Origin of the sequence: Pseudoalteromonas mucoides, from assembly GCF_049257175.1 — a bacterium.
Classification (GTDB): Bacteria; Pseudomonadota; Gammaproteobacteria; order Enterobacterales; family Alteromonadaceae; genus Pseudoalteromonas.
In genome coordinates this window covers 15,453-28,124 of sequence record NZ_JBMMUC010000001.1, presented here as the reverse complement: position 1 = coordinate 28,124, position 12,672 = coordinate 15,453, and the positions used below count along the sequence as shown (strand labels likewise).

General features: G+C 40.0%; 10 protein-coding genes. 1 reads left to right on the top strand and 9 read right to left on the bottom strand.

Annotated elements, in window-relative coordinates; genetic code table 11:
• Positions 1–64 precede the first annotated feature (64 nt).
• The 7 genes from AAEU30_RS00110 to AAEU30_RS00080 form a co-directional block, all read right to left on the bottom strand.
• Positions 65–4,174, bottom strand: a complete 4,110-nt coding sequence (locus AAEU30_RS00110) for a beta-helix domain-containing protein (RefSeq protein ID WP_421958724.1) — start codon at positions 4,172–4,174, stop codon at positions 65–67.
• 290 nt (positions 4,175–4,464) lie between these two features.
• The gene (locus tag AAEU30_RS00105; RefSeq protein ID WP_421958723.1) at positions 4,465–5,772 is read right to left on the bottom strand and encodes a tetratricopeptide repeat protein; all 1,308 of its coding nucleotides are present in this window, start codon (positions 5,770–5,772) and stop codon (positions 4,465–4,467) included.
• Positions 5,773–5,819: 47 nt separating this feature from the next.
• Complete coding sequence (locus AAEU30_RS00100) at positions 5,820–6,425, bottom strand: energy transducer TonB (RefSeq protein WP_421959026.1); 606 nt, start codon at positions 6,423–6,425, stop codon at positions 5,820–5,822.
• Between the two features lie 15 nt (positions 6,426–6,440).
• Complete coding sequence (locus AAEU30_RS00095; RefSeq protein ID WP_058559390.1) at positions 6,441–6,851, bottom strand: ExbD/TolR family protein; 411 nt, start codon at positions 6,849–6,851, stop codon at positions 6,441–6,443.
• A 49-nt stretch (positions 6,852–6,900) separates the two neighbouring features.
• Complete coding sequence (locus tag AAEU30_RS00090; RefSeq protein WP_256827525.1) at positions 6,901–7,428, bottom strand: MotA/TolQ/ExbB proton channel family protein; 528 nt, start codon at positions 7,426–7,428, stop codon at positions 6,901–6,903.
• 3 nt (positions 7,429–7,431) lie between these two features.
• Positions 7,432–8,799 (bottom strand): MotA/TolQ/ExbB proton channel family protein, encoded by a 1,368-nt coding sequence (locus AAEU30_RS00085; protein ID WP_421958722.1) that lies wholly within the window; start codon positions 8,797–8,799, stop codon positions 7,432–7,434.
• 13 nt (positions 8,800–8,812) lie between these two features.
• Positions 8,813–9,565 (bottom strand): DUF3450 domain-containing protein, encoded by a 753-nt coding sequence (locus tag AAEU30_RS00080; protein WP_421958721.1) that lies wholly within the window; start codon positions 9,563–9,565, stop codon positions 8,813–8,815.
• Between the two features lie 497 nt (positions 9,566–10,062).
• Here AAEU30_RS00080 and AAEU30_RS00075 point away from each other — a divergent pair, with 497 nt between their 5' ends.
• Positions 10,063–10,884, top strand: coding sequence for a 2-keto-4-pentenoate hydratase (locus AAEU30_RS00075; RefSeq protein WP_421958720.1), 822 nt, complete (start codon positions 10,063–10,065; stop codon positions 10,882–10,884).
• A 66-nt stretch (positions 10,885–10,950) separates the two neighbouring features.
• On the opposite strand, the gene AAEU30_RS00070 is transcribed toward AAEU30_RS00075, so the two are convergent.
• Both AAEU30_RS00070 and AAEU30_RS00065 read right to left on the bottom strand, forming a co-directional pair.
• Positions 10,951–11,577 (bottom strand): DsbA family protein, encoded by a 627-nt coding sequence (locus AAEU30_RS00070; RefSeq protein WP_421958719.1) that lies wholly within the window; start codon positions 11,575–11,577, stop codon positions 10,951–10,953.
• A complete protein-coding gene (locus AAEU30_RS00065; RefSeq protein WP_421958718.1) occupies positions 11,570–12,667 on the bottom strand; it encodes a GGDEF domain-containing protein in 1,098 nt (365 codons plus the stop codon). Before AAEU30_RS00065 ends, AAEU30_RS00070 begins: the two co-directional genes overlap by 8 nt.
• Positions 12,668–12,672: the final 5 nt, after the last annotated feature.

The following is a 12,672-nucleotide window of genomic DNA, read 5'->3' as shown; positions in this document are numbered from 1 at the left end:
TCCGAAACATGAACTAGAAGCTGGGTGAGAGCGAACTCTCACCCATGGTTAAAAAGAAGGGAGGTTATTCAAGACCTACTTTTACCCAACCTGCTGTCCAGTCTGTTTGTGCATCCATTGCACCGATGTAATCAACTTTATCGAAGAAGTTGTTTAAGCTTGATGAGTCAAAACCTTGACCAAGTAATGCTGACTCTGACGTTGGCATGTAGCCATTATCGCTTAAACCTAGCATCGCAGCCTCCATTACAGAGTTACCATCTTGAGCTGTAAACCAAGCCTGTGCAGTATCACCATTAATTGTTTGCTCAGTGAAATTGTTTTCAGCAGAACATGCAACTACAGAGTTAGTTATAGATAACTTACCGTCTTCTGCGTGAGGCACAGAATCCGACCCGATACGTAAACAATTACTGTAGTTATCAGGGCCTGTCACCACTAAGTTTTTAATAATACCTGCAGTACCTGCACGTAATCTCACGCCATTTACATCAGCAGCACCAATAATAGTTACATTGGAAATTGTTGGCATTGTCAGTGGTGACGCTTCTGAATCAAACTCAGAGTTATCAGCTTCGATTGCATTATCACCATTAGTTGAACCTTGTTTGATAAGTACATATTGAGCATTACCAGTCCAGCCAAATGACCAATCCAGAGAATCATCTCCGATATTAGTTAATACCAAGTGGCTGATACTTGCTGTACCACCAAAGAACTCAACGCCGTCATCCAGGTTTTCATGAACGTGGATGTAATCAAGCTCTGTTTGACTACCTACGCCCGCAATTGTAATACCGTTAAGCTCATCACCATTACCCAGTGTTTTACCGGCTTGTTTTACAACAACGTATTTTAATGTACCTGAATTATCTTCTGGGTCTGTTCCACCGAATAAACCTGCATCACCTTCAGCCGGGACACCACAGTTTGCAAGCTCATCAGCTGTTGTTTCGCCTTCTTGGTCACCACATGAATTAGCTGGTGCATTACCTAGTAACACTAAGCCACCCCATTGACCAATATCAGTTTCAGCACCCGTCATATCTTGAATAGATGTCATCGTGATTGGTTGAGTTGCAGAGCCAACGGCTTCGATTTTAGAGCCACGACGAACAACTAAGAAGTCATCACCTGACTCACCTATTAAAGTTGTACCAAACTGAACATAAAGAGTTGCGCTATCAGTGCGGTCACCACCTACAGCAGTACGGCCTTTTAAAATCCAGTGAGCGTCATTCGTAAGGGTTACATCTGAAGTAAACACGACATCTTGTGTTAATGCGTAAACAGGTTTATCAGTAATTTGTGGGAAGCTTGCAGAAACATCTGTAGCAAGGTTCTGAGCTAGCGCGTTTTCAATATCTGTTGGGAAGTTAGGCGTTACAGCAACGGTCCAACCGTCCATCCAGTTATTATCACCATCGAATGCACCAATGTAATCAGTTTTAGTAAAGAATCCATCAAGCTCTGAAGCATCAACACCTGCACCTAATAGAGGAGAACCTGACTTAGGTGTGAATCCGTCAGTCGCTAAGTTTAAGTTAGCTGACGTGAGTGTTTGGTTACCTGTTTGACCTTCAAACCAAGATTGTACATTACCTGAGCCGATTGCTTCATCACCAAAATTATTATCAGCGTTACATGCAACTACTGAGTTTTCAATTGATAACTCACCTGACTCTGCATTAGCAACTGAATCTGAGCCTACACGTAAACAGTTTTGATAACCATCAGGACCTGTGATTACAACGTTGCGAAGGACACCCGCTGTACCAGCTCGAAGACGAATACCATTAACACCATCAGCACCGACAACGGTAACATTTGAAATAAGAGGTTTAGTAAGAGGTGTTGCATTTGAATCAAACTCAGAGTTATCAGCTTCGAATGCGTTGTCACCGCCTACAGAACTTTGTTGAATATAAACGTTTTGAGCGCGGCCAGTCCAACCGAATGACCAATCGAATGCATCATCACCGATGTCAGTTAATACAACATTACGCACACTAACTGAACCACCAAAGAATTCGATACCGTCATCTAGGTTTTGATGGACTTGAATGTATTCAACTTTTGTTTTAGAGCCAACACCAGCAAAGGTAATACCATTTAGCTCATCGCCATTACCGAGTGTTTTACCAGCATGTTTTACAAGTACATAGCGAACAACACCTGAATTATCTTCTGAGTCTGTACCACCAAATAAGCCAGCATCACCTTCAGCAGGTACACCACAGTTGGTAAGTTCATCAGCGGTTGTTTCACCTTCTTGGTCACCACAAGAGTTTGCTGGTGCATTACCTAAAAGAACTAAACCACCCCATTGACCTATGCCTGTTTCAGCACCTGTCATATCTTGGATAGACGTCATAGTAATTGGCGCCGTTGCATTACCATTTGCATTAATTTGAGAGCCACGACGAACAACTAAGAAGTCATCACCTGTCTCACCAATTAATGTAGTACCTGCTTGAATATAAAGTGTTGCACTATTTTCACGGTCACCACCAACGGCGGTACGACCATTTAAAATCCAGTGTACATCGTTTGTTAATGTTACATCAGCAGTGAATTCAGTATCTTCGGTTAAGCGGTATACAGGTTTATCAGTAATTTGTGGGAACTCACTTGATACATCCGTTGCAAAACCTTGAGCTTGTGCGTTCTCAATATCAGTTGGGAAACCACCGTTAATCGCAACTGTCCAACCTTCCATCCAGTTAGTCGTGCCATCAAATGCACCAACTTGGCCATTTGCTAATAGTGGTGATCCTGCCAATGGCATATAACCATTGTCATCAAGCATTAAATCAGCAGGAGTTAATGTTTGGTTAGCGTCTTGTCCTTCAAACCACGCTTGAACAGTACCGCCATTAATGGTCTCGCTGCCAAAGTTGTTAGCAGGTGTTTGACATGCAACGATAGAGTTGGTGATAGTTAAAGAGCCATCTTCAGCACGAGGCACTGAATCAGAGCCCACACGCAAACAGTTTTCATATGTTGCAGGGCCTGTTACAAAAACATTCTTAAGAACACCAGCCGTACCCGCACGAAGACGAATACCGTTATTTGCATCTGCGCCAACAATTGTTACATTTTCGATAGTTGGCATAGTAAGCGGTGATGCTTGTGAATCAAACTCTGAGTTATCAGCTTCGATTGCATTATCACCCACATTTGCTGCTTGTTGGATGTAAACATTAGTTGCTTTACCGGTCCAGCCAAATGACCAATCCAGTGAATCATCGCCAATGTTAGTAAGAACAACATTGCTTACATTAACAGTACCGCCAAAGAATTCGATACCATCATCTAGGTTTTCGTGTACTTGGATATAATCTACCGTTGTTTCAGAACCAACACCTGCGAATGTAATACCATTTAGTTCATCACCATTACCTAGTGTCTTACCAGCTTGCTTAACTAAAACATACTTTAAAGTACCTGAGTTATCGGTTGCATCTTCACCACCGAACAAGCCAGCATCACCTTCAGCAGGAACACCACAATTTGCAAGTTCATCAGCTGTTGTTTCACCTTCCTGGTCACCACATGAGTTAGCGGGTGCATTACCAAGTAATACTAAGCCACCCCATTGACCAATAGTGGTTTCGCCACCTGTTACATCTTGAATAGATGTCATTGTGATAGGTTGAGATACTGTACCTACAGATTCTATCTGCGAACCACGGCGGACAACTAAGAAATCGTCACCTGACTCACCAATTAATGTAGTACCTTGCTGTATGTATAACACTGCATTATCTGCACGGTCATTACCAACAGCAGTTCTACCTTGTAAGATCCAGTGAGCATCATTGGTTAAACTAGCATCAACTGTAAATACAGTATCCGCAGCTAGTTTATATACTGGCTTATCAGTAATTTCAGGATATGAACTTGAAACATCTGTAGCTAAACCTTGAGTAAAAGCATTTTCAATATCCGTTGGGAAACCTGTTGTCGCATTTTGTGAGTCATCACGACTTGAGTCATCGCCGCCATTATCACCACCGTTGTCGCCACCATTTTCATAATTATTATTAATAGTGTCGCCTTCATTCACAGTCGTATTGGTATCGCCTTCTTTAACGACTAAATCACCACCACAACCTGCTAAAGAAACTGCTGCTGCTACTAAACTAACTTTAAATAAGTCAGATAATTTCATTGTTCACTCCGTTAAGATATTTAATATTTAATTATTTTGTTAGCGCATTAAGTTAAAACTCAAGTCAACTTAAAACACGCTCGACATGTTCTAAGGTCACTTGAGTTTTTCAACGGGGTCTACCTTACGGCAGCTATATGACAAACGGGTTACACTTTAATAAACATAAAATGACAATATGGATTGCATAAATAACAATGCCTTAGGGTAATATAAAACGAAAAAAACCGCCCGAAGGCGGTTTTGGTGTTGCGATTATAAACTGGGCGTTACTAACGTATTATTAGCAACTAAAGCAAAGCTGTACGTAATGTTTCAGCATGTACTTTTTCATTCTTCACATACTTGATCCATTGCTCAGCTAAACGTTGCGATTTTTTGTGTTTTTCAGCTTGTTCAAACGCTAAAATCGACGCATCAAAATTCTTTAAATTATATTGCGCCATACCAAGAGCAACATACACGTTAGATTCAAAATCCAAGCCCCCTTTATCAAGGGCTGCACGGGCAGCATCGGCTGCTTCTTCATAGTTTTGCGTATTAATAAGCACTTCAGCTAAGCGTTGATCATATTTACCATGCGATGATAAATCAGCGGCTTTGGCAAAATATTGCACCGATTTATCATCTTCTTTGGCTTGCACCATAGCCTCTGCAATAAAGGCATAGTTCTTCGCTGATTGTTCTAAAGCACCTGACTCCATGGCGTGTTTCATAACATCGGCCGCTTTATAAGATAAACCGTTATACATATAAACTTGGGCAAGCTGGGTCAGCTCAGATTTTGATTTCAAAAAGCCTTGCTGATAAGCCGCTTCTAAAACAGCTAACTGTTTTTTCTCTGCACCTGTTTCACCATACATACCACCTAGTTGTACCCAGTACTCAGGTTTGTTGTAAAGTTTTACCATGCGCTCAAGAACTTCTACGACTTTTTGTGGTTGATTAAGCGAGTAATACATAGCACGCTGTAATACTAACCAGTTCTCTTTGGGCTCTTTGCCTTCACTGTCTGCTTGGGCAATCGCTTGGTTGATACTATCAACACCTTTGCTATAGTCTTTCATTTGGTAATAAGCTTGCGCTTTTAACACATGATAAGCATCGGTTTTAGGCTTAGTATTAAGTTTGTCCCAATCGTTTAAGAATGAGATAACTTTATCGTAATCACCATTAGCCATTGCTAATTGCGCCAAACTAAATGTGGTGCTTAAACGAAGACTTTCTGGAATTGCCTCTGCATTAACCACGTTCTCAAATGAAGCAATTGCTTGTGGTAAATCGTTTTCGTTATAGTAAATAAAACCATAAAAGTTATACATCATGGCTATTTCATATTCGTTCATACTTGATGCACGCTCTTTTATGCTATCAAGGGCTTCTAATCCGGCTTTTGCGTCACCGTCATCAGCAAGCTTTTGTGCACGCGCTAATTGGCTGTAAACTTTCTCGCGCAATGCTGGAACTCGTTTAGTTTTTTGCTCTTGTGCGTAAGCCGTTGCCATGCTCACACCTGGTAAAAAACTAGCAATACTCGGCAGCAAAATACTACTGGTGAATGCTGTTGCACAAATAAGTGCAATTTTTAATGGTTTCATAATCGCCTCGCTTCTCTATCCGTTTATCTAGTGCTCTTAATGAAGTACTAGCCGTTAATTTGGAAAGATATTTTGTTCTGTACACCCGCAACTTCAACAGCTTCGCCGTTAACAACGCGTGGTTTATATTTAAATTTAAGTGCCGCATCCATCGCTGCACGATCAAATAGTGACTCTGGTTCAGCTCTAACAACAACAGGGTTACGTACTGTGCCTTGCTTGGTTACTGTAAACTCAACAATCACATAACCTTCAATACCGCGCGAAAGTGCTCTTCGTGGGTAAACAGGTGCCACTTTTACTATTGGTAAATATTCACCGTCACTTGACTCCAGCGCTAACCCGCCAGCAAGGTTTACGTCCGCTTCTACATTGGCACCAAAATCAAAGTTTGATGCACTCGCATTAGGATCACTACTTTGCATCTGCGGTGAATCCATTGGCGGAGGTGGCTCTTTTGGCTTTGGTGGCTTTTGTGGTTTACGTTCTTTCTTTTGCACCGTTTCTTCTTTTTTAAGACGAACAAAGTCAAGTACGTTGCCTTTAACGGGCTCACTCATAGCCCCTTCACCGCCAGTTATTAACGCTTGCATACCTAAGAACAAGAAAAACGTAACAACACCGGCAATCACTAATGCAACTAAATATCGCAACATATCAGTTCCTTATTATGCTTCTTGCGCAGCAATTGAAACGTCAAACGCACCTGCAGCACGTGATGCATCCATCACTTTAATTAATACTTCAGTGGTGGCTTTTTTATCCGCTTGAATAACAACGCTACCTTGTGGGTTTTCAGCTTTTAAGCGTTCAATATTTGCTTGTACTGCACGTTCATCAACTTTGCGTTTGTTGATCCAAATCTCACCTGTATCAGAAATCGCAACCAAGATATTCGCACGTTCTTTTTTAACAGCGGTTGCAGCTTCCGGGCGGTTTACATCTATACCGGCTTCTTTAACAAAAGACGCTGTTACAATGAAGAAGATAAGCATAATGAAAACAACGTCTAGCATTGGCGTCATGTTAATTTCTTCTGCTTCGTCTTCTTGTAATAAATTACCTAATGGGGCTCTCATCGTTTACTCCTTGGTAAAGCAGCCAGTTGACTGCTTTACTAAATTTTTATTAGTGGTCTAAAACCATATTGTCTTCAAGTAACTCTACTTCACGCTTGGCACGGCGTTGTAAAAATGTAGAAGCAAATACACCAGATAGTGCGCCAACCATTCCCGCCATTGTTGGGATAGTGGCTTTAGATACACCTGATGCCATTGAGCGTGCGCTGCCAGTACCAGTCACAGCCATTACATCAAATACTTCTATCATCCCCGTTACTGTGCCTAATAAGCCAAGTAGCGGACAAAGTGCAACCATTACATTGATTAACGCTAAGTTGGTATTAAGTTGCATACCAGCACGTGAAATCATGGCTTGGCGTATTTGCTCAGCATTCCAGCTATTTCGCTCAGGGCGATTTCGCCAAGTTGCTTTTACATCACGCTTGTATTGCTTATAACCTTTGAAGAAAAATATAAATCGCTCGAGTATCAATAACCACATCGCGAAGATTAACACTCCGATGACCAAGAGGACTTGGCCACCAGTGTCGAGAAAATCACGGATAGCATTGATTGAATCAATCAATAGCACCATGGTTTATGCTCCTTTCTCGCTACGTTCAGCGATAATACCTGCGCTTTGCTCTTGGATTATTAACAAGATGTTTTTAGCGCGGGTGTTCAGCAAGGTGTATAAAAATACAGTTGGGATTGCCACAACCAGACCAAGTACCGTTGTTACAAGTGCTTGAGAAATACCACCCGCCATTAGTTTAGGGTCGCCTGTACCAAACAAGGTGATTGCTTGGAAGGTATTGATCATACCGGTTACAGTACCAAGTAAACCAAGTAGTGGTGCAACGACAGAGATAATTTTGATAAGCGTTAAGTTACGTGTAATTTTAGGCATTTCACGTAAAATTGCTTCGCTTAACTTAAGCTCTAATGTGTCATAAGCAACATCTGGGTATTGGTCTTTAACTTTCATTACACGACCAAGTGGGTTGTCATCACGAGCAACTGTGTCTTTAAGCTGACGACGCACTTTGCCACCAATCAACATAAGCGATAAGAAACGTTCAATTGCAATAAGTAATGCGATAACACCCACACCTAAGATAACGTAGCCGACTGTTCCACCTTGGTGAACACGTTCCTCAGTGTCAGGTGCTTGTACTAATAAACCAAGGATTGAACCACCTGTTGGGTCAAGTGCAAATTGCACAACACCTGAATCAGCATTTTGTAACTCTTCTGCAGTCGCTGTAAAACGCGCTACTGGCTGACGAGTTAACTGACTAATGGTATTTGTTGCCGCGTTGTATTCTAAGTATTTACCGTTTGAGATAAGGTTAAATGCACCAACACGAACCACTTCTTGTTGTGCTTTAGCGCCACCTTCAACAATTACATCAGTATTAAAGCGCGTGACTTTACCTTGCTCTGTCATTTCGCGTTGTAGCTCGTACCACACTTTCTCGATATCTTCGATTGACGCAAGGTTTGATGTTGAGCCCATTTTAACAGCAAGCTCATCCATAAATTTACTACGGTCTTGAATTTGCGCTGACACAACCGATGTCATAAATTTATTGCTTGAATCCCCAGCAACTTGTTGCAGTACACCAAACAGTTCTTTTAATGAACCCATGCGGTTTGACAAAGTGTCTGTTAGGTTGGCTAATTTAACTTCGTTCTCTTCAAATTGAGTTTCAAGACGCTCAGATTGTGCAAGCATTTGATTACGCTTAGCCTGTGTGTCTTTAAGCATTTGCACTTGTTCGTTTTGACGTGATTTAAATTCTTGTTCACGTTGTTGATTTTGTGCAGATTGCGCAGATTTACCTTGCTCTAAGGTTTTTAGCAACGAATCTAAATCCATTGGTTCTGCCGCTACGCTTGAGCAAGCAAAGCCAAGGCCTGTCACTAACACGGCCATTTTTGTCATTTTGGTTAATAATTTCATTGTCATAAACCTCTTATTCAGCCGCGTGTACTGGTAGTGTTAACATATCTGGGGCAAGTTGCTTACGAGCAATGCGTAAACCTTTACTGATTTGGCTAATTGTTGAATCAGGTAGCGTTACAAATGACTTTGTATTTTGATCCCAGCTTCCTGCTTTTTTCCCATCTCGTGTTAAATAGATAAGCTCTAAGCGACCAATGCGCAGAAAGTCAACTTCACGTTCTTGGCCTTCAACACTTAACAATGCTGTATACGCTTCAATTGTACGTCCGTAATCAACTTCGACTTGGTATGCTTCTAATAGGCGGCGGAATTTCTCACTTGAATTGATATCAGCACGGTCCATCATTTCTTTTAAAGAAGTAATACGTTTTGCACGTTCATCTTTTAAGAAAGGCACATCCAGGGCAACAAATTGCTCAAGACCTGTGATCATACGAATCATTAATGGGGTGATTTGACGCTCAATAACCGATACCTTATCCATAGAAGCGTTCAAATCTTCCATTTCTGTTAGTTGATTATTAAGTTGCTTCGTTAATTGGGCGTTATAAACAGCTAAGCCATCAATTTCTTTATTTAGGGCAGAAAACTGTTGCAGACGTCCTTGCATTGAATCTGCAATCTTGTCTATTTTTGTTTGTGATTGCGCAGCTGATTGGTTTATTTCGCTGCTTTTGTCGATTACCTTATCTAGTTCATTTGCATGTACTGCTGCAGACGCTGCTACAATACCTGCTAGAATCAATGGTTTAACGCCTTTCATCGCATACACCTTACTCGTTAATTACTATTGGTTTGATTTAATGAGCGAGATTCTATAGTTTGTAAATGACAAGAGTGTTGCGCTAAAAAGTCTTTTTTATGACAGCTGTAACAAAAGTAAATTTTAGTGGATTATGAGTGACATTTTTGTACGGTGTGATGGAAGGTTAAATTCATTTAACAATTCCCCTTATGAATTCCCCCCTAAATAGTTCAAAAAATCTCTAAAACCAACATACAATGTGATTGAATATCTATTATTGTATCCAACTCAGCAAACTTGATATTATTTTGCACGACCTCCCCTAACCTATTTTAAACTAGACACTTTTCGTACCCATTTAGAAAATAAATATTTAACAACTTATTACACACCACGCATAAAAATTCATAATTATGGCTTTTTTTGCACATTTATAGCGTTTATACTGCCCTCAGTTTAAAACTTAAACTTATAAATTAGCATTTCAATTTCATCCAACATTGTGAGAATACTTTATGCCAACATCTTTATCTAAAGAGCAAATAAGCCAATTAGCCACTGTACTTTCAGACGCACGTAAAGACGCAACAATTCTTGATACTTTTCCAGGACCAATTCCAAGTACTTTAGAAGAAGCATATGTAGTACAAAATGGTTCAATAGATGCATCAAATGATAAAATTGTTGGTTGGAAAGTCGGTATGGTACCGCCAGAACTAAGAGAGCAATATGGTGATGAACGTATCTTAGGCCCGGTATTTGAAAACGTGTATGTTGAATTAAATGATAACCAAGCTAAAGGTGAAGAGTTTGAACTGCCAGTCTATGCAGGCGGGTTTATAGCAATAGAAGCTGAACTTGTGATTGAAACTAATCAAGATATTTTACCTGGTACGGTTAACACTGCACAGGGCGTTGAACACCTAGTAAAGAATGTATATGCCGGTATTGAAATAGCAAGTAGCCCTGTGGTTGATCTAAACAGCTATGGCCCAACAGCAATTATTGCTGATATTGGTAATCAGTACGGGATGATCAAAGGAAGCGCTATTGAAAACTGGCAAGACAAAATAGCTAATATGAATACCAGTGTTAGCATTAATGACAAACTTATTAATGAAGCCCCTACTGACGGTATACTAAACGGCCCAATGGCTGCGTTTGCATTTATGATTGAGTGTTGTGCTAAACGCGGGATCACTTTACCAGCCGGTTCATTTTGTAGCTCAGGTGCTATAACGGGTGTTCATGAGACCTTAGTTGGCGCGAAATCAACAGTAAAATTTGGTGATGTTTGTACTATGAATTTTGTTTTAGTTGATAATAAAGCAAAGTAAGCAAGCCCTAAATATAGTTCAGTACATAAGAGCGGTAAAATACCGCTCTTATAATTTCACCAAAAATCACAGGCTCTGTAATACCTTATTTATTTGTGAATAGGTGGTATCTGCATCTGTGTAATTTATAGCAATAGGGTGTAATCTGTTATTATATTTTAATACCAAAGAAGGAAACCCTTGAATAGGCAAGCTTCGGGTATAGTCTAATTCGCTTAGCAATTTGTCATTAACTAATACACTGTTCAATTGTAGTTTAAACTCCTCAGCGGTACACAAGTCCATTTGCTGTGCTAATTGACAAAGCACATCTTCATCAGAGGGATTTTTTGCATCTAAATAATAGGCTTGTTGAATAGCTGCAACCATTTCACTTTCTTTATTGGCATCACGCGCAATAATAGCAGCTCGACACGATGGGTAAGTCGAACGTCTAGGTTTACATAATTGCCAAAAATCAAAATTAAACTCAGTACCCAACTTACTGTGTATATTTCGCCAAGTGTTTTGTAGCATGGCCTGCATTTGTAAGGGCATAGGGCTATCTGAATCAGGTGCTAAACCACCTACTTTATATACAATGTTTACATCATCATTCAAAAGGGTTTTCAATTTAGACCAAGTTGGAGCATAACCCCAACACCAACTACACATAGGATCATGAACATAAATTAGTTCAGCTTTGTTATTCATTACATTCCTTTTTCAATGATGAAACCACACAGTTTCTACCTGCACTTTTAGCATTATAAAGATGATCATCAGCCACTTTAACTGCTTCATTAAATTCATGTATTTGATTCACTTGAGCAACACCAATGCTGCACGTTACATTAATTTGAAACTCTGTGAAAACAATGGGGTTTAACTCAATATGATTGCGCAATTTATCAGCAACTCTTTGCGCTGCAATCAAGCCTATTTGAGGTAAAACTATCATGAACTCTTCGCCGCCATAACGAACTTTTATATCGGATGCGCGTAATTGATTTTCTAACATCTGACTAAACTCAATTAACACTTGATCACCCACACCATGGCCATACTTGTCATTGATTGCTTTGAAGTGGTCAAGATCAACAAGTAACACACTAAGGGGTAAATATTGTTCAGGTCTAGATTTAACCAAAGGTAAAAAATGGTTCGTAATGAAACGACGATTTGCAAGTCCAGTAAGTTGATCTGTGTGCGCATCTTGTTTTTGCAACAAGGTCATTTGTGCAATGGCTAAATGGCTTTTATTGCGAAAATATTCACCAATTAAGGTAAATAAAAAGACCAGACTGAAAGCAAGCGTAAATCTGATTTCTTCGGCATATTTATAATCAACTTGACCAATATCAGGCCCAAATAACAGCAAAACAGTAAGCAGTAGTAATATTGAAACAACCACCAAACCCAAGCGAAAACCTAATGTTGAGAAAGCTACAATAGGGTAAAACATTAACCAATAGAGCGCGGTATTATCTTTTCCCCCGGTATATGCAAGTGCTAAACAAAGCACACAAATAATACTCATCACTATGAGCGCTACACCGGTCAACTTTCCTGTTTTGATAAAATAAAATGCGCACAATAAAAGCGTTATATCTGATAACAGCATCATTGTCGTTAAAACTCGATCGTAATACTGATAATTTAAAACAACTAATACAGTGATAAGCACAACAGCCACTAGAATCATCGTAAAAAATGTAAATGCTCTTCGCTGCTTTTCAGCACTGTATACATTTTCAATATTAATTAAGTTTAGCCAACTTGGTTGGTTTAAAGATTTAGTCATATAAT

Coding starts and splice junctions, on each gene's coding strand:
- AAEU30_RS00110 (WP_421958724.1), bottom strand. CDS start 4,174: ATGAAATTATCTGACTTATTTAAAGTTAGTTTAGTAGCAGCAGCAGTT.
- AAEU30_RS00105 (WP_421958723.1), bottom strand. CDS start 5,772: ATGAAACCATTAAAAATTGCACTTATTTGTGCAACAGCATTCACCAGT.
- AAEU30_RS00095 (WP_058559390.1), bottom strand. CDS start 6,851: ATGAGAGCCCCATTAGGTAATTTATTACAAGAAGACGAAGCAGAAGAA.
- AAEU30_RS00090 (WP_256827525.1), bottom strand. CDS start 7,428: ATGGTGCTATTGATTGATTCAATCAATGCTATCCGTGATTTTCTCGAC.
- AAEU30_RS00085 (WP_421958722.1), bottom strand. CDS start 8,799: ATGAAATTATTAACCAAAATGACAAAAATGGCCGTGTTAGTGACAGGC.
- AAEU30_RS00080 (WP_421958721.1), bottom strand. CDS start 9,565: ATGAAAGGCGTTAAACCATTGATTCTAGCAGGTATTGTAGCAGCGTCT.
- AAEU30_RS00075 (WP_421958720.1), top strand. CDS start 10,063: ATGCCAACATCTTTATCTAAAGAGCAAATAAGCCAATTAGCCACTGTA.
- AAEU30_RS00070 (WP_421958719.1), bottom strand. CDS start 11,577: ATGAATAACAAAGCTGAACTAATTTATGTTCATGATCCTATGTGTAGT.
- AAEU30_RS00065 (WP_421958718.1), bottom strand. CDS start 12,667: ATGACTAAATCTTTAAACCAACCAAGTTGGCTAAACTTAATTAATATT.